The organism is Arthrobacter sp. R3-55, assembly GCF_054161505.1.
In genome coordinates, this window is sequence record NZ_CP096423.1 from 2,441,038 (window position 1) to 2,458,209 (window position 17,172).

13 protein-coding genes are annotated in these 17,172 nt (G+C 61.9%); all 13 read left to right on the top strand.

Going from position 1 to position 17,172, the window contains the following annotated elements; all coding sequences use genetic code 11:
• Positions 1-103: 103 nt before the first annotated feature.
• A complete protein-coding gene (locus M1D51_RS11350; RefSeq protein ID WP_172324101.1) occupies positions 104-1,354 on the top strand; it encodes an ROK family transcriptional regulator in 1,251 nt (416 codons plus the stop codon).
• Positions 1,355-1,670: 316 nt separating this feature from the next.
• Positions 1,671-3,188, top strand: coding sequence for an ABC transporter substrate-binding protein (locus M1D51_RS11355; protein ID WP_458106530.1), 1,518 nt, complete (start codon positions 1,671-1,673; stop codon positions 3,186-3,188).
• 79 nt (positions 3,189-3,267) lie between these two features.
• On the top strand, positions 3,268-4,203 hold the full coding sequence (locus M1D51_RS11360; RefSeq protein ID WP_458109580.1) for an ABC transporter permease: 936 nt from the start codon (positions 3,268-3,270) through the stop codon (positions 4,201-4,203).
• Entirely contained in the window at positions 4,200-6,035 is a 1,836-nt protein-coding gene (locus M1D51_RS11365) for a dipeptide/oligopeptide/nickel ABC transporter permease/ATP-binding protein (RefSeq protein ID WP_458106531.1), read from the top strand. Before M1D51_RS11360 ends, M1D51_RS11365 begins: the two co-directional genes overlap by 4 nt.
• A complete protein-coding gene (locus tag M1D51_RS11370) occupies positions 6,032-6,919 on the top strand; it encodes an ATP-binding cassette domain-containing protein (RefSeq protein WP_458106532.1) in 888 nt (295 codons plus the stop codon). The genes M1D51_RS11365 and M1D51_RS11370 overlap by 4 nt, the downstream gene beginning before the upstream one ends.
• Positions 6,920-6,971: 52 nt before the next feature.
• The gene (locus M1D51_RS11375) at positions 6,972-8,525 is read left to right on the top strand and encodes a GMC oxidoreductase (protein ID WP_458106533.1); all 1,554 of its coding nucleotides are present in this window, start codon (positions 6,972-6,974) and stop codon (positions 8,523-8,525) included.
• Between the two features lie 7 nt (positions 8,526-8,532).
• Positions 8,533-8,937 carry a C-glycoside deglycosidase beta subunit domain-containing protein gene (locus tag M1D51_RS11380; RefSeq protein WP_253951636.1) on the top strand — a complete coding sequence of 135 codons (405 nt, stop codon included), beginning with the start codon at positions 8,533-8,535 and terminating at the stop codon, positions 8,935-8,937.
• Positions 8,934-9,827 carry a sugar phosphate isomerase/epimerase family protein gene (locus M1D51_RS11385; protein WP_458106534.1) on the top strand — a complete coding sequence of 298 codons (894 nt, stop codon included), beginning with the start codon at positions 8,934-8,936 and terminating at the stop codon, positions 9,825-9,827. The genes M1D51_RS11380 and M1D51_RS11385 overlap by 4 nt, the downstream gene beginning before the upstream one ends.
• Complete coding sequence (locus tag M1D51_RS11390) at positions 9,824-11,398, top strand: MDR family MFS transporter (protein ID WP_458106535.1); 1,575 nt, start codon at positions 9,824-9,826, stop codon at positions 11,396-11,398. The genes M1D51_RS11385 and M1D51_RS11390 overlap by 4 nt, the downstream gene beginning before the upstream one ends.
• Position 11,399: 1 nt before the next feature.
• Positions 11,400-12,431 carry a Gfo/Idh/MocA family protein gene (locus tag M1D51_RS11395; RefSeq protein WP_458106536.1) on the top strand — a complete coding sequence of 344 codons (1,032 nt, stop codon included), beginning with the start codon at positions 11,400-11,402 and terminating at the stop codon, positions 12,429-12,431.
• A complete protein-coding gene (locus M1D51_RS11400; RefSeq protein ID WP_458106537.1) occupies positions 12,421-14,658 on the top strand; it encodes a glycoside hydrolase family 3 N-terminal domain-containing protein in 2,238 nt (745 codons plus the stop codon). Before M1D51_RS11395 ends, M1D51_RS11400 begins: the two co-directional genes overlap by 11 nt.
• A 5-nt stretch (positions 14,659-14,663) precedes the next feature.
• On the top strand, positions 14,664-16,310 hold the full coding sequence (locus tag M1D51_RS11405; RefSeq protein ID WP_458106538.1) for a GH35 family beta-galactosidase: 1,647 nt from the start codon (positions 14,664-14,666) through the stop codon (positions 16,308-16,310).
• Between the two features lie 19 nt (positions 16,311-16,329).
• Complete coding sequence (locus M1D51_RS11410; RefSeq protein ID WP_458106539.1) at positions 16,330-16,872, top strand: alpha/beta hydrolase fold domain-containing protein; 543 nt, start codon at positions 16,330-16,332, stop codon at positions 16,870-16,872.
• Positions 16,873-17,172: the final 300 nt, after the last annotated feature.

Genomic DNA, 17,172 nt, shown 5'->3' on the forward strand with positions numbered 1-17,172 from the left:
GAGGATGATGGCAAGTGGAAGCGCCCGAACGGCTTCGCTTTGCGGACTGGATTCATCACCGCGGCACTGACGCGGTGGGCGACGGCATGCAGGAAGAGATCAGATGGCAATAGAGCGATACACCGGACTGGCATCCGTACTGGAAACCATCCGGTGGGAAGAGGGCATAACCCAAGCCACCCTGACCGACCAGGTGGGACTGGGCCGGAGCGTCGTTGCCGAGCGGGTTGCAGAACTCGAACAGATCGGGCTCATCCACTCCCCCGGCCGCGCCCCCTCTACAGGAGGCCGGACGGCAAAGCTCTTGTCCCTCAACGCCCAGGCGGGCTACGTCGTCGGCGTGGACATCGCCTCAAATGAAATGGTCGTCAGCGCCTCGGACCTTGCCGGCGCCCTGCTCGGCACGCGCCACCGGGAACTATGCGACGTCGGCGAAGGGCCCGCCCGGATCCTGGACCAGGTCAACGTGATCATCGAAAAAATAGCCAGGGAGCAAAGTAACAACAACCTGCTCGGAATCGGCGTGGGCCTGTCAGGTCCGGTCAATTTCGATACCGGCACTCCCGTTGGCGTGCCAGTCATGCCCGGCTGGGATGACTATCCGGTGCGCGAAGAATTTGCCACCCGCTGGCCGGTTCCCGTCTGGGTGGACAACCGGGTCAACCTCCTCGCCCTGGCTGAAATGGAAAGCAATCCACGCGCCGCCCGGGCAAAGCATCTGCTCTATTTCGGAGCCGGGGCCGGCGTGGGAGCCGCGCTTGTCACTGACGGCCGGCTCTACCGCGGCTCCCACGGCCTGGCGGGCTCCATTGGCCATGTGGCCGTCGCGGAGGCGGGGGTAGTTGCCTGCAGGTGTGGACGTACAGGCTGCCTTGAGGCCGTCACCAGTGGATGGGCCATTGAGCGGGACGGCTTGATGCTGGCCGAAACCGGACGCAGCCCCTACTTGGAGCAGGTGCTGAAGGAAACCGGCCGCGTTCGCGCCTATGACGTCACCTTGGCCGCTGAGCATGAAGATGCCGCCGCCAAGGAACTACTCAACCGAACCGCAGCACTGCTTGGGAGCAGCCTGGCAACCCTGGTAAGTTTCTTCGCTCCCCACATGCTGGTGGTCGGCGGCGGCATTGCCAGGGCAAAGGACATTGTCCTGAAGCCCATACAGCAAGCCGTCTTGGAGCGACTCCCCTCCAGCGGCGCACCGGACCTGCTCGTAGAGCTATCAGCCATTGACGAGCAGGTAGGCGGCGTCATAGGGGCCGCACAACTTGTCTTGGGTGAACTCTTCTCCAAAGCCAACCTTCCCGGGCTCCTCGAGCGGCTGACCCGAAACGAGGACCAAGGCTTATCCGCCTAAATCCCGGGGACCGGAAAAAGTCATTGACTTATTCCGGTGACCGGATTATCTTTGTAACAGACGCCACAAAGCGTTCTACCAGCAACATCTGACCTCAACGGCGAGGGAGACCATATGGAGCACACCCTCTGCATCCATTTGGCTCTGCGCCGGGAACGCATACATGGAATCCGCGGGATTCCGCGTAAAGCAAGGCGCCTTTCCAAGGCACTTCAGCCATCATTCACCGCCATACCTATCGATCTCCGCAGCATCGCCGCCGGAGAACAGTCGGATCACTCGAAGCTGAGCTTTCGACGCCTTGTCTAGGAGAAACATGCGCAAATTAGTCGGCATTGCCGCCGTCACAGCCGTCATGGCGCTTACTGCCTGCACCGGCTCTTCCCCTGGTGGTTCCACAGCCCCCACCGAGTTGGACATTGCAGCCATTGCGCCGCCCGAGTCCTTTTCGCCGGGCAACTTCGGCACCGGCCCCACCACCCAGTTCCTCCAGCCCGTCTACGACTCCCTCTTCCGGAACACCAATGAGGGAGAACCGGCCGAGAACATCGTGACCAAGTGGTCTTACGATGACACCCGGACGAAGCTGTCCCTCATCATCAGGGAAGGCGTCAAATTCACCGATGGCACACCCCTGGATGCAGCTGCAGTCAAAGCCAACCTGGACTCGGCCCGCAAGGGCACCGGAGAAGCCGGCGGTCAGCTGCGCTTCATCCAGGAGGTCACCGTCACCGACGCCACCAACCTCATGGTCACCCTCTCCGCTCCGGACCCATCGCTCGTGCCGAACCTGGGCGGAACCGCCGGTGTCCTTGCCAGCCCGAAGGCCTTGGGAACACCGGCACTGGACACCACTCCCATCGGTTCCGGCCCTTACATCCTGGACGCCGCTAAGTCCCAGACCGGCATCAAGTACGTCTACACGCGGAACGCTGACTACTGGAACGCCAAAGACTTCCCGTTCGACACCGTCGAAGTCACGGTCTTCAACGACAACAACGCAATCCTCAACGCGCTGCGCGCCGGTGAAGCAGACTTTGCAGTAGTGACCGATAAGGATTCAAACAGCCTCAAGTCCGCAGGCCTGAATATCCAGACCAGCCCCGCCTACACCACTAGCGGCTTGTACTTGTTCGACCGCAAGGGTTCCCTGGTTCCTGCGCTTGCTGAGCCGAAGGTCCGCCAGGCGATCAATATGGCCCTGGATCGCGACGCCATCCACGCGAAAGTCTTTGGTGGTAAGGGCAAGGCCACCAGCCAGGTCTTCAGCTCCACCAGTGATGCCTTCATTCCTGAGCTGGATAAGAAGTACCCCTTTGACGTGAACGCCGCGAAGAAGCTCCTGGCCGACGCCGGCTATGCGAACGGCTTCACACTGCCTATGCCGGATGTATCGCCCGTCTACCCTGACCAGCAGGCAGCCGTGACCGAAGCGCTGACAGCCATCGGCATCACACCGCAGTACCAGCCTGTGAACGGCCAGACCTTCATCTCGGATCTGCTGGCAGGAAAGTACCCCGCCGCAATCTTCGGACTCAACAGCCCGCGTCCGTGGGATTTCGCGCAGATTGCGCTCACGCCTGAATCGCTGTGGAACCCGTTCCACGTCTCCGATCCCACGGTGGTTGATCTGATCAACAAGGCCCAGGGCGAAACCGGCGACACACAGACCGAAACGTTCCGGAAACTGAACACCTACCTCGTGGACCAGGCCTGGTTTGCTCCCTACATCCAGTCTGACAACGTCTTCGCAAGCACCACTGAAATCACCGTCACGCCGCAGCGCTATTCCACGCTGCCGCCGCTCTGGGGCTTCACAGCCTCGAAGAAGTAGGTGGGTGGCCGGCCCGTACCAAGGCCGGCCTCCCCCGCCAATCCCCTCATCTTCCGAAGCCCAAGGAGCTGCCGTGCTGATGTTTATCCTTCGCCGCCTGGCCTCAGGACTGGTGCTCATGTTCGTTATTTCCACTGCGACGTTTTTCCTCCTGAACCTCACAGGGCAAGACCCTGTCCGTCAGGTTTTGGGGCCAGTGGCTTCAGTGGAACAAGTGGAGGCCAAGCGCCAACAACTGGGCCTCGATGAGCCATTGATCAGCCAATACTTCCAGTGGCTCGGATCGGCTGTCCGTGGAGACTTGGGCCGGTCCTGGTTCACCAACCAGCCCGTGGGAGAATTGCTCTCCCAAACATTGCCGCCCACCCTTTCCATGGTGATCGGCTCACTGATCCTCGCTGCTGCCTTCGGAACGTTGATCGGGGTCACTGCAGCCTTGCGCCGGGGTCGACTGGATCGCGGTCTTCAAGTGGCGTCGACTTTGGTTCAGGCAATTCCCGGTTTCCTGGTGGCCCTGGTTCTGGCTTTGGTTTTCGCTGTACAACTTCGCATGGTGCCGGCCACCGGTTTCACCGCCTTCACCGAATCACCCGCCAAGTGGCTCGCCTCCATCACGCTCCCGGTAATTGCCCTGGCGTTGGGTTCTTTGGCTTCCATTGCCCTGCAGGTCCGGGGATCCATGATCGATGTCATGCAGCAGGACTTTGTTCGAACACTACGGAGCAGGGGCCTCCCCGAGCGAAGCGTCGTGGTCAAGCACGCCTTGCGAAGCGCCGCCGGCCCGAGCCTCACCACGGTATCCCTGATGTTCATTGTTGCCATCTCCAGCTCGGTGATCATTGAAAAAGTTTTCAATATCCCCGGAATCGGCACCCAGGCCAACAACTCGGCCGGTCGTGGCGACTTGCCCGTAGTGCTCGGGATCGTCTTGGTCACGGTGGTGCTGGTGGTCGTCGTCAATCTTCTCGTCGATCTGGCACAAGGCTGGATCAATCCGAAAGTTCGTGTCTCATGACCGATAACCTTGTCACCGGTACCCGCAAGTCTTTGGACGTGGTAATCGCCGCGCCGCAGGCGGACAACCTGATCAAGAAGTTCCTCCGTGAACCTGCAGCAGTAATTTCGCTGGTGTTCCTCGCCCTGCTCGTTGTGGTGGCGGTCCTCGCACCGCTGATCACCTCCTACGATCCCACCGCAACGCGCCTCGCCGATGTCCTGGCACCCCCTTTCACCCCTGAGCATCCGTTGGGCGCTGATGGTGTGGGCCGCGACGTGCTGGCAAACCTCGTGTACGGCGCACAAACCAGCCTTTTGAGCGCAGCGATCGTCATCGCCGTGAGCTTGCTGATTGGCGTACCCACCGGGCTCCTGGCGGGTTACCGCCAGGGATGGATCGACGGCCTCAGCATGTGGATCAGTGGCGCGCTCCTGTCCCTGCCGGCCATCGTGGTGCTCCTTGTAGTGCTGGCCCGTGTAGGACGCAGCACCTCGCTTGCGCTGGTGGTGTTCGGCATACTGATCGCCCCCTCGGTGTTCCTGCTCATCCGCGGCTCGGTCCGGGCCGTGCGGGAAGAGCTGTACGTGGACGCAGCCCGGGTCTCCGGGTTGAGCGACATCCGCATCATGGTCCGCCACATCCTGCCGGTGGTCATCACGCCCACCATCATCCAGGCGGCATTGTTGGCAGGTGCCGGCATCGGAATCGAGGCAGGAATTGCCTTCCTCGGCCTTGGCTCCTCTGACAAGGCCAGTTGGGGGCTGATGCTCAATGACGCTTCCCAGAACATCTTCAACGCTCCCTGGCTGCTCCTCTGGCCAAGCGTTGCCCTGGTGTTGACGGTCATGGCCTGCACCCTGGTTGGCAACGGCTTCCGCGATGCTTTGGCGAACTACGGATCCGCAGCCGGCCGCGTCAAGACCAGAAAGGCTGCCAAAGAAGCGGTCTCAACTCCTCAGCCCGCACGGCCCATGACAAAGGCATCCGCGGAACCCGAAGACGCACTATTGGTCATCAACGATCTCCGGGTTTCCTATCCCCGCCCCAACGGAGAGAAGTCCGACGTCGTCAAAGGCATTTCCTTGACGGTGGAGCGCGGTCAGATCCTTGGTTTGGTAGGGGAATCGGGCTCCGGCAAATCTCAAACCGCCTTCTCGGTACTGGGTCTCTTGCCCGGGCAAGCCGAAATGACTGCCGGAACCTTGAGTTTCGCCGGAGCGGACCTGTTGGGGATGACTCCGAAGGAGCGCAACCGCCTGCGGGGCGCCCGGATCGGCTACATTCCCCAGGAGCCCATGAGCAACCTCGATCCCGCGTTCCGGATAGGGTCCCAGCTGACCGAGCCAATGCAGCACCACCTGGGCATATCGGCGAAAGCCGCCAAAGACGAAGCCCTCAAACTCCTCGCCCGCGTAGGCATTCCCGATCCTGAGCGCGTCTTCAAGTCCTACCCGCATCAAGTCTCCGGCGGAATGGCACAGCGCGTGCTCATCGCAGGAGCCGTCTCCTGCAATCCCGAGCTCCTCATCGCTGACGAACCCACCACCGCACTGGACGTCACCGTACAGGCGGACGTGCTGGACCTCATCCGCAGCCTTCAGGCGGAACGCGGCATGGGCGTCGTCCTGGTTACCCATAACTTCGGAGTGGTAGCGGACCTCTGCGACCAGGTAGCCGTAATGCGCAATGGAGAAATTGTTGAAGTGGCGGCCGTTACTGACCTGTTTACGAACCCACAGGAAGAGTACACACGGCTCCTCTTGGACTCGGCCCTGGATTCAACGTCGAAAACAACAACCGCCGCCTCTGCAGGGTCGGACATGACAACCGAGACAGAAGGTGCACGATGACTTCCGTCAACCACACCGCCTCCCCCGAAGCGGAGCCCCTCCTGCGGATCACCGACCTGACCGTCGACTACAGGATCGGTGGATTCGGCCGCAAACGTTCCTTCCGCGCCTTGCAGGGGGTGAGCCTCGACATCAAACCCGGGGAAACCTTGGGACTCGTCGGCGAGTCCGGCTCGGGAAAGTCAACCATCGGCCGGGCCGTCTTGGGTCTCGCTCCGGTGACCGGCGGCGACATCCGCTTCGACGGCAGATCAATCACCAGGCTCAGCAAAAAGGAACGCCGGGCACTGAGCAGCGACATTCAGGTGGTTTTTCAGGATCCTTATACCTCGCTGAATCCGTCCATGACCATCAGCGACATCTTGTCGGAGCCGATGCAGGTTTCCGGAACGTCCAAGGTTGATGCTCAACGACGGGTCCGGGAGCTCCTCGATGTAGTGAATCTGCCCTCTAACGCCAGCGCCCGTTACCCTCGGGAGTTCTCCGGAGGCCAGCGGCAACGCATTGCCATTGCCCGGTCCCTGTGCAGGAATCCCAAGCTCATTGTGTGTGACGAGCCCGTCAGCGCCCTGGACTTGTCCACCCAGGCACGGGTTCTCCAACTGTTTGCAGACATACAAGAGCAGACCGGCGTTTCGCTCCTGTTTGTCACCCACGATCTGGATGTGGTCCGACACATCAGCGAGCGTGTTGCCGTAATGCGTCGAGGAGAGATCGTGGAGACCGGCATCACGGAACAGGTTATTGCCAATCCGCACCATGCCTACACGAAGGCCCTGCTCCTGGCCTCCCCCATCGCCAACCCGGCCCTGCAAGCTGAACGGCGTCGGGAACGACGACTCTTTCTTGACGCTCAACCGGCACTGTCCACAGTCGCCCGCTGAGCAAACCCCCAGGGCGTGAAGCCCTCCCTCCTACTGACTCCTGGAGAACAGCATGACCACCACAGCAGTACCTTCAGCGCGCCCTTATCCGGCCGGCGTCGACGTCGCAATCATTGGAAGCGGCCCCGCCGGTGCTACCTATGCACGGATACTCTCCGAGCTCAGTCCCCAGGCAAGCATTGCCATTTTCGAGGCCGGACCGACCATCAGTGACCCGCCCGGCTCCCACGTCAAGAACATCGCAAGCGTGCAGGACCGCGAAGCTGCCCAGCGCCGTTCGGAAGGAAAAGTCAGCGCCCTCCCAACCGGAGGGGACCTTGCTGAGTATGCACGCGACGTCGCACGCCCGGTGCGGCCCGGTACCTTCCTCCTCGAGGAAGGATGGCAGCAGCCCGGCGAGGCTGGACTGCCGGGCCTTGCCTTCTCCAGCAATGTTGGCGGTATGGCAGCGCACTGGACCGGCGCATGCCCGCGTCCTGGCGACAGCGAGCGTATTGCGTTCCTTCCCAACATGGACGAGCTCCTGACCGAGGCGGAACGTCTCCTCTCCGTCAGCGCAGAGGCCTTGGCCGAGGCTCCCCTGGCTGACTTGGTCCGGTCACGGCTGGCGTCAGCGCTCGACGACGGCCGCTCGCCTGACCGCCGGGTGCAACCCATGCCGCTGGCCGTGCGCCGCACCGGGGACGGCCGCTTCATCTGGTCCGGGGCTGACGTGGTGTTCGGGGATGAAACGCGAAACAACCCCAGGGCCCGCCTGTTCGATGAAAGCGTGGTTGTGCGGGTGTTGACCAACGGAGATGAGGTCAGCGGTGTGCGGGTTCGCGACGACAAAACGGGAAACGAACATGACATTGCGGCCCGGTACGTCGTAGTTGCCGCCGATGCCCTCCGCGGTCCGCAGCTGCTGTTTGCTTCCGGTATCCGTCCCGAAGCACTCGGCCGGTACCTGAACGACCAACCGCAGGTCGTCCACGCTGTCCGGTTGACCGGCGTCGTGGATGATGTTCCCGCGGCCTCCTCGCACGACACCACCATCACCGCCCAAAGCGGTGTCAGCTGGGTTCCTTTCACTGATGAGCAGCCCTTTCATGGACAGGTCATGCAACTCGACGCGTCGCCGGTTCCCATTTCAGGGGACGTCATCCCTGGTTCGATCGTGGGCCTGGGGTGGTTCTGCGCCAAGGACCTTCAGGCCTCCGATCGCGTTGAGTTCTCCGAAGACACCACGGACGCATACGGGCTGCCTGCGATGAACATCCACTACACCTTCACCGAACGTGATGAGCAGACGCTGTCTGCTGCGCGCGAATCTGTGATCGCCGCTGCGAGGTCCCTGGGAGAGCCGCTCGGGGAGGAACCGCTCACGTTCCCTGCCGGGGCCTCCCTGCATTACCAAGGCACCTTGCGCATGGGCACCACCAACGATGGAACTGCCGTTTGCGATCCCACCGGGCAGGTCTGGGATGTCAGGGGCTTGTTCGTTGCCGGCAACGGTGTCATTCCGACCCCCACAGCCTGCAACCCCACATTGACCGGAGTGGCTTTGGCCGTCGCCGGTGCACGCCACATTGCTGAATCAATCAACTCCACGTCTACAGAGAAGTGAGGAAAACATGGTCCTCGAACGAGAACTGATCCAAAGCCGGGGCTTTCGCAACGTCCAGGAAGGAACGGACACGGTGGGCTTCGAAATAGCCCTGCGCATGCCCAATTACCGGGGCGTCTGGGGAAGCCTCATCGACGGCGTGGCTGTCACCGTAGACGGCCAGGAATGGAGCCGGGAAGTACCGTACTGGACACTCCAGGGTCGAACTTTCAGCATCCAGGAACTGCGCCGGTCCACCGATGTCCGCTGGCAGCTCGATGAACTGGCCACCGTCATGGTGCCGCTCGCAGGCGGCCTGGCCGTAGGTGTCCACGATGTGCGCGTTGATATCGCGCTGCACGCACCCTACATTCCAGCAGAATTCCAACCGTCAATTTTCACGTCCCAGCGAAAGGTCACGGTCCTCGCATGAGCAACCTCAAGTACGGCGTCTCCCTTTACAGCTACACCGGTGACATCAACACCGTCCTCACCCTCGAAGACGCCATGGCACAAATAGCTGACATCGGCGCCACCGGGATCGAAATCCTGGGCGAAGGTCATGTGCCCAACTATCCGGAACCGTCCACCGCGTGGATCGACCAATGGTACGGGCTGCTCGAAAAATACCAGCTGGAGCCCACCAACTACGGGTCCTGGATTGACTCCAGCTTGTGGCGTCACCGCGACCTCACGGCCGATGAGGGTGCTGTGATGCTTGCCCGCGATCTCCGGCTGGCCCATCGCCTCGGTTTCACTTCAGTCCGGCCGAAGATCGGGGTGGTGTCCATGGACCTGCGCCCGCATCCGATCTGGGAAGAAGTGATTGAACGCAACCTGGACCTAGCGGCGGAGCTGGACCTTATCATTTGTCCGGAAATCCATGCGCCCACGCCCATCAAGCACCCGGTGGTGGACGAGTACATCGAGTTCATCGAACGGACGGGTTCGAAGAACTTCCGCCTGCTGATCGATACCGGAATCTTCCAAAGGGCAATCACCACCGCCAAGCACGACGGCCTTAGTGAAGAAGCCCAGGAAGAAGGCTGGCGTAAACCCCTGGCCGTGCCGATGTCGGACCTGGTGGATGTCCTCCCCTACGTGTCCTTCATTCAGGCCAAGTTCTTCGACATCGGCGATGACCTTGTTGACGGCCAGATACCGTGGCGCGAGATCCTTCAAACCCTGAAGGAGAACGAATGGTCGGGTTACCTGTCCAGCGAATACGAAGGCGATCGGTTGCCTTACCGATCCATTGAACAGGTCCGGCGGCAGCACGCGCTTCTGCACAGCCTGGAGGCCGAGATCGACGGGACGCCGTGACCGGAGTCCGCAACAGCACCAGCGCCAGCACCAAAAGGCTCCCGATCTCCGCCACACGCCTCCGGCTCCTCATGGCAGCGCTCCTGGCGGTGTCATTCCTCGGGGCCCTGGATCACACCATCGTTTCAACGTCATTGGCCACAGTGGCCGGCGAGCTTGGCGCCCTCCAGCACATGAGCTGGGTGGTGGTCGGCTACACGCTGGCCAGTACCGTCCTGCTCCCGGTCCTCGGTGGGCTGGGTGACCGGGTCGGCCCACGGATGGTCTTCCTGGTTGCGCTGGCCGGCTTTGTTGTGGCGTCGTTCGCTTGTGGCTTCGCGCATGACATGACGCAGCTGGTCGTCGCCCGGGTCTTCCAGGGCATGAGCGCCGCCGGACTCCAGCTGATGTCGCAGACAATCGTCGCCGAGGTGGCAACACCAAGGCAACGCCCGCAATACCTGTCACTGATCGGGGCCGCCTTTCCGGTGGCAATTTTGATCGGGCCGCTCCTCGGAGGCCTGATCACGGACCACTGGGGGTGGCCTTGGGTTTTTTGGATCAATGTCCCGGTGGGGCTGGCCGCGCTTCTCCTGGCGGTCATCGCCGTTCCGCACATTGAGCCGGCAGGCAGCAAAAAACGGTTCGACGGCGTTGGTGCACTTTTGCTTACAGCTGTCCTTGTGGCGGTGGTGCTGGCCGTTGCATGGTTCAGTTCAGCAAACTCCTCGGCGTGGATCGCCGTGGGTGCCGGCGCAGCGGCCCTGGTGGGCCTGATCGCCGTCGAGCGTGGCCAACGCAACCCGATCATCCCGGTCCGCCTGTTCCGCAACCGCACGTTCAGTGCAGGCGTGGGCTTGTCTGCAGTCATGGGTGCCGGGCTCATCTCGGCTACGGCGTACCTGCCAACGTATTTCCAGATGGCCTACGGCGTCAGTGCCACCGTCTCAGGGCTGGTTCCCATAGCCACGGTGCTCGGGATGTTGGTGGGTAACCTTGTGACGGGTTGGGCAGCTTCGCGGACGGGCCGCTACCGGGTCTTTCCGCTGGTCGGGACAATAATGGGGGCCCTGGGGCTCGGGGCCATGTCCTTGCTCCCGGCGGGCGTCCCGCTGTGGTTCCCGGCGTCGATCATGGCGTTCGTGGGCCTCGGCACCGGAGCGTTCATGAGCCTTGCCATAGCAATCGTGCAAAGTGCTGCACCACGCAGTGAACTCGGTACCGCTACGGCGGCTGCCGGGCTGAGCGGCCAGATCGGGTCCACCATCGGATCGGCAGTCGTGGGTGGAGTGGTGGGGTTCGGTGTCGCGTCGCTGCTGCCGGCCGGGCTGGATTCCCACACGCTCACCCCGGCCTTGGTCCATGGCGCCGGACCGTCCGTGCAGGCAGAGATCGCCTCGATTTACCACGACGTGTTCTCTCCCGTTTTCCTTTCCCTGGCGGGCGTCTACATCCTGGGCTTCATTGCCGCGCTGTTGCTGCCCGATGGACGCCTTTCCGATGAACCCGCCCCGGCAGGGGAACCTGACGACCTGGACGACTCAGCAAACCTGGACGACCCTGCCGATCTGGCACTGGAAGCAAAGGACTGACGTGCCCAACAACAACACCGTGAGATGGGGACTCGCCGGCACTGGAACCATTGCCCGCGAATTCGCGCAAACTCTTGCTGAAGTCCCCTCTGCCTCTCTCGCTGCTGCAGCGTCCCGGACCGCCGCGGCCTCGGGGAAGTTCTGTTCCGAATTCGGCATTCCGAAACAGCACCTGTCCTTCCAGGACCTTGCCCATGACCCCACCATTGACGCGGTGTACGTTTCAACCCCGGCAGGATTGCATCACGAGCATGCCAGGCAATTCCTGGAGGCGGGCAAACATGTCCTGGTCGAAAAACCCTTCACGTCCACCCACGCCGAAGCCCTCGATCTGTCCCAAATCGCCAAACGAACCGGGACAGTGCTGATGGAGGCCATGTGGTCCCGGTTCCTGCCTGCGTTCGTTGAGCTGAAGAGGCTGGTGGACAGCGGTGCGATCGGAAAGGCCCGGAAGGTTGAAGCGTCCTTCGGTTTTCCGATTCCGGAGGCTGGGCCGCGGGCGCGGCCACAGTTGTACGATCCCGCCCTTGGCGGCGGAAGCCTGCTGGAGATGGGTGTTTACCCTGTTCAGCTCTCGCACTGGTTGCTGGGCGATGAACCGGCCGTCGCCGCGTTCGGCCGCAGCAGCACCAGCGGCGTGGACCTGGACGCGACGGCGCTTTTGTCCTTCAGCGACGGTGCAACCGGATACATCAGCTCATCAATGTCCACAGTGCTGCCCAATAACGCACGGATACTGGGAACCGAAGGCATCATTGAACTGCCGGCCCCGCATCATTGTCCCAACGAGCTGACCTTTTCACGTTACAACCCCTCAGGGCCGGGACTTCAGCAGTCCCACACCATTCACGCGCCCATTGTTGGCGGCGGACTCAGGTACGAAATTCTCGACTTCCATGGGCTTATCGAAGCCGGCAAATCCGAGAGCTCCGTGATGCCCTTGAGCGACTCCCTGGCCATCATGCGCACACTGGACCTCATCAGGCACCAGATCCACCAACCGTCCCAGGAGGATCCTCACCGTGAAAGTTAGAGTACAGCCGGAACAGATCCTGGCATCAATGACCCATGCAGAGAAGCTTGCGCAGCTCCAGATCGTCTGGAGGCCTGACTCCGCAGAAGCGGGGGACCTTGCACGAAGCGGTGCCGGTGCGCTTTTCTGGCCCCCGTCGGCGAAGGCCACCAATGACCTCCAACGGATCGCTGTTGAGGAGAGCCGGCACGGCATCCCGCTCCTGATCGGCCTGGACGTTGTCCACGGACAGTTCACCATCTTCCCCACCCCTCTGGCGCAGGCGGCCAGCTTCGATCCCGAAGTTGCCGCAACAGATGCCAGGCTCTCTGCCAAAGAAGCCCGGTCCGGCGGGGTCAACTGGACTTTTTCACCCATGATCGATGTATCCCGGGACCCGCGGTGGGGACGCGTGGTGGAAGGGTTTGGCGAAGACCCCTTCCTCAATGCCGTCTTCGGGGAGGCCAAGATCCGCGGGTACCAAGGTGAGGACCTTGCGTCGAATACCTCCATAGCCGCCTGCGCCAAGCACTTTGTTGGCTACAGTGCGGCAGAAGGAGGCCGCGACTACAACACCACGGACATCTCTGTTCAACGGCTCCGGAACGTGTATCTTGAGCCATTCAGGGTCGCGGTCAAGGCGGGGGTTGCCAGTGTCATGGCGAGCTTCAATGCAGTTTCAGGTGTACCGATGCACGCCAACCGGGAGATGCTCACCAGCGTCTTGAAGGACGAGTGGGGACATACCGGCATCGTCGTTGCTGACGCCGGTGGCGTCGGCGAACTGGTTGAGCATGGCGTCGCCGCCAACGCGTCCGACGCCGGGCGGCTGGCACTTTCCGCCGGGCTCGATGTGGAGATGGGCGGCTCGTTGCTGAGCGGGGGTGAGCCCCTGATCGAGGAGGGCGTGGTGGATCCCGCGCGCCTGGACGACGCCGTACTCCGTGTGCTGCGGCTCAAGGAAGCGCTGGGCCTGTTCGAGAACCCTTATGTGGACGAGTCCGCAGCCGCAACCGGTCCTGATGAAGCCTCCCTGGCGGCCGCCAGGGCCACTGCCGCTCGTTGCACCGTCCTGCTGAAGAACGACGACGGCGTGTTGCCGCTGAAGCCCCGGGGACAGCGAGTCCTTGTGGTGGGTCCTTACGCTGAAAACAGGGACCACCTGGGCGCGTGGGTGCAGTACTTCGCCAGCCCCACCACCACCTCAATTGCCGAATCGCTCGCCGCGGCCCTGCCGGAGTCCGTAGTGACCACCTTGCCCGGTGCCACCTTCTTTGATTCCGATCCCGGCCTTCAGGCTGAAGCAGCTGCTGCTGCCGCTGAGGCGGACCTGGTGATCGTCGCCGTCGGGGAACCCAGTGACCTTTCCGGGGAGGCGAGCTCGCGGAGTTCATTGGACCTGCCCGGAGACCAGGAGAAATTGATCCATGCCATTGCCGGTTCGGGCACCCCATTTGCCGTAGTCCTGATGACGGGCCGTCCGTTGGTGGTCAGCGGATGGATTGACCAATGTCCTGCCCTTCTCCTGGCATGGCACCTGGGCACAGAAGCCGGAAAAGCGATCTCGGATGTCCTCACCGGCACGGTCAATCCCGGCGGCAAACTTCCCATGACTTTCCCCCGCTCGGTGGGTCAAGTTCCTATTTACTACAACCATGAGTCAACAGGCAGGCCCGCCCGCACGGGTGGCTCGCTGGCACACCAACGGCCGGACGTTGGACTGACCGGCCCCAACAACACCGATGACTACTACAAATCGAAATACCTGGACTTGGATCTGGGTCCCCAATTCGGTTTCGGATACGGGCTCAGCTATACGACTTTTGAGCTGGAATCATCGCCGGAACAAGCGCTTTCCGTCACCATGGACGAGCTGCGGACTGGATCCAGAATCACTTTCTCCACGATCGTCCGAAATACCGGAACAAGGGACGGCGACGATGTGGTCCAGTTGTATGTTTCCGACCTCCTGGCCAGCGTGACCCGGCCCGTCCGGCAGTTGAGGGGCTTCACCCGAGTATTCGTACCGGCTGGCGAAGAACGCCGTGTATCACTGACCATCGGCTTGGATGATCTGGGATTCTGGACCAACGATCACCAGGCCGGATACATCGTGGAACCAGGTTCCTTCCGGATAGGAATTGGCGACGGCACTGCCACCCAGCTGTTCGACCTCATGGTCACGCCCCCTTCCCCAACAGGTTTCCCCGCAGACACCAATACCCGACCCACGAACATTAAGGACTGACCACCATGCCACACCAGAACCTCCCGCGACTCGAGCGCACAGGCAGTCACACCCGCCTCATTGTGGACGGAAAGCCGTTTCTCTGCATCGGAGGGGAACTGCACAATTCGAGTGCATCCGACCGGGACTACATGTCGCCCATCTGGGACAAGTTGGCAAAGGCCGGAATCAATACCGTGATCGCTCCTGTGTCTTGGGAGCAGGTGGAACCGGTAGAGGGAGAACTGGACTTTTCGATCGTCGACAGCCTGGTAGAGGACGCCCGGTCCACCGGCGTCCGCCTGGTGATGATCTGGTTCGGGGCCTTCAAGAACGCTTTCTCCACCTATGCCCCCGGCTGGGTCCGGGCGGATCGGGAACGTTTCCCCCGCGCGGACAGGGGCACCAAACCCCTGAAGACACCCTTCTCCTACCCCGGGTCAATGCCGCGGCCGAGCTTGTCCGTCTTCTCCCGGGACCTTTTCGAAGCGGACAGGAATGCCTACACAGCCCTGTTGAAGCATGTGGCCAAGGTCGATCCGGACCATACAGTCATCATGGTCCAGGTTGAGAACGAAGTGGGCCTGCTGGGTGCAGGAAGGGACCACAGTCCGCTGGGCGAAACCGCATGGAATGCACCGGTCCCGGAGCAGCTGATCACCGCTGTTTCCCAGGCTCCGGATTCCTTCGCCCCTGAGCTGGTGCAGGCGCTCGGCACAAATCCGGACGGCGGCAGGAGCTGGGCGGACTGCTTCGGCGATGACAACCCTGTTGCTGAGGAAACCTTCATGGCGTGGGGATTCGCTTCCTTCGTAGGAGGTTTGGCGGCGGCTGGAAAGGAAGTGCTGCCCCTCCCCGCGTACGCAAACGCCTGGATCGGCCCGCAACGTGGACAGGACCTTCCCGGCCAGTACCCCAGCGGAGGACCGACGGCCGGCATGGTCCCGGTATGGCGGGCGGCGGCGCCCGCCATCGACTTCCTGGCACCGGATATCTACGTTCCCAACGCAGAGGAGGTCATGCGCCAATATGCCTCCGATTCCAATCCGTTGTTCATCCCGGAAGCGCGTTTCCGGGCAGGAGATGCATTCCTGGCAATTGGCGGCTTCGGAGGCCTGGGCTACAACGTCTTCGGCGTGGAGGAAGGCAGGGAAGGCAACCAGTACAGCACAGCCTGCTCCATCATCACTTCCCTGACTCCGGAAATTGTGGACGCCCAGCGCGACGGCCGGATCTTTGGTTTCGCCCTTGACCCGGACCAGGAATCCCTGAGCACCAGCGTGGCAGGTACCGACATTACTGTCCGCAATTCAAGGAAGCTCCTTGAAGGCATGCTCCTGGACGCAGGTGTGCGGGTCCCGCCGGCGCCGGAACTCCTGGAAGAAACCGTTGCCGCCACCCACGGCCCTACTCCGGGGGACGCCCGTCCTTTCGGTATGGTCCTGGCCATCAACGCCACTGAATTCATCGTGGTGGGACAAGGGGCACAGGTGGACTTCCACAAAGCCGGTTGCGACGTTGAGCTTGACTCGGTGAGGGAGTTGCTGGTGACCGACTCCGGGCTAAGCGAAGGACGTTTCCTCAACGGGGACGAACGACTTGAGATCCTTTCCGACAAACACATCACCGCCGTGAAGGTCCGCATCCTCGTCAACGCCGGCAGCCAGCAGTAAGCGCCAGGAAAGGAACTCCATGCCGTTCCACCCTGACATCGCCGCCCGGGTTCCCTTGCTGGACGGGATCCCATCATTGGAAGCCGGGCTCAGCGATCCGTCCATGAGGGCGCAGATGGAGGCCTTTGACGACGTCGTTGCCGCCACCCGATGGGTAAGGGAAAACATGATGGAGTTGGGCATCACGTCGCTTTCCCTCGGTGGTGCCAGCGCCGGCGCCAATCTGGCCGCTGCCGCTGCCCTGAGGCTCCGGGATGAGGACCACTGGGTGCCGGACCAGCTTGTGCTGGTGTATCCGTTGATGCATGCCGTGCCTCCTGCGCCCTCGGCCTCGCTCAGGACCGCATTACCGGAACTGCCGGACGCTATGCGGCTCACGCCGCGGATGATCGACTCTGCATCGGAGAACTATCTGGGAACGTCGAGCGATGTTCCAGCCCCGGGTTACGCCATGCCCGCCAACGCAGACCTGGACGGCCTCCTGAACCTGCCCGCAACTTTAGTTCCCGTTGATGACGCACTGGACCGCATCGCTGCCCGGCTACGACCAAAAGGTCCCTGATCTCGAAACCACGCGATGGATCCGCAGGATGGGTTGAACATCGCCCAAAGGTGAGGTGGGATCTGAGTGGCGGCCCACTGCAAGACCTGCCACCCAGTACGCCTACGCTCTTGCCCAGACATATATAAGGTGCTGGGTAATCCTCAAGAATCGGTCAGGGAAACCTCAAGATTGCCTCAAGATCCCAAGACAGCTGTAGCCATCAGCCATCTTGGCGGTCCATTGAGCTCCGCAGGGGTCGGTGAATCTTGACGACGCCTTCAGAACGGAATAGACAGTAAGTATCCTTATGAATATCCG

What these genes read in the sequence shown, in the direction of transcription:
- M1D51_RS11350 (WP_172324101.1), top strand. Translation starts at nt 104, where the DNA reads ATGGCAATAGAGCGATACACCGGACTGGCATCCGTACTGGAAACCATC.
- M1D51_RS11355 (WP_458106530.1), top strand. Translation starts at nt 1,671, where the DNA reads ATGCGCAAATTAGTCGGCATTGCCGCCGTCACAGCCGTCATGGCGCTT.
- M1D51_RS11360 (WP_458109580.1), top strand. Translation starts at nt 3,268, where the DNA reads ATGTTTATCCTTCGCCGCCTGGCCTCAGGACTGGTGCTCATGTTCGTT.
- M1D51_RS11365 (WP_458106531.1), top strand. Translation starts at nt 4,200, where the DNA reads ATGACCGATAACCTTGTCACCGGTACCCGCAAGTCTTTGGACGTGGTA.
- M1D51_RS11370 (WP_458106532.1), top strand. Translation starts at nt 6,032, where the DNA reads ATGACTTCCGTCAACCACACCGCCTCCCCCGAAGCGGAGCCCCTCCTG.
- M1D51_RS11375 (WP_458106533.1), top strand. Translation starts at nt 6,972, where the DNA reads ATGACCACCACAGCAGTACCTTCAGCGCGCCCTTATCCGGCCGGCGTC.
- M1D51_RS11380 (WP_253951636.1), top strand. Translation starts at nt 8,533, where the DNA reads ATGGTCCTCGAACGAGAACTGATCCAAAGCCGGGGCTTTCGCAACGTC.
- M1D51_RS11385 (WP_458106534.1), top strand. Translation starts at nt 8,934, where the DNA reads ATGAGCAACCTCAAGTACGGCGTCTCCCTTTACAGCTACACCGGTGAC.
- M1D51_RS11405 (WP_458106538.1), top strand. Translation starts at nt 14,664, where the DNA reads ATGCCACACCAGAACCTCCCGCGACTCGAGCGCACAGGCAGTCACACC.
- M1D51_RS11410 (WP_458106539.1), top strand. Translation starts at nt 16,330, where the DNA reads ATGCCGTTCCACCCTGACATCGCCGCCCGGGTTCCCTTGCTGGACGGG.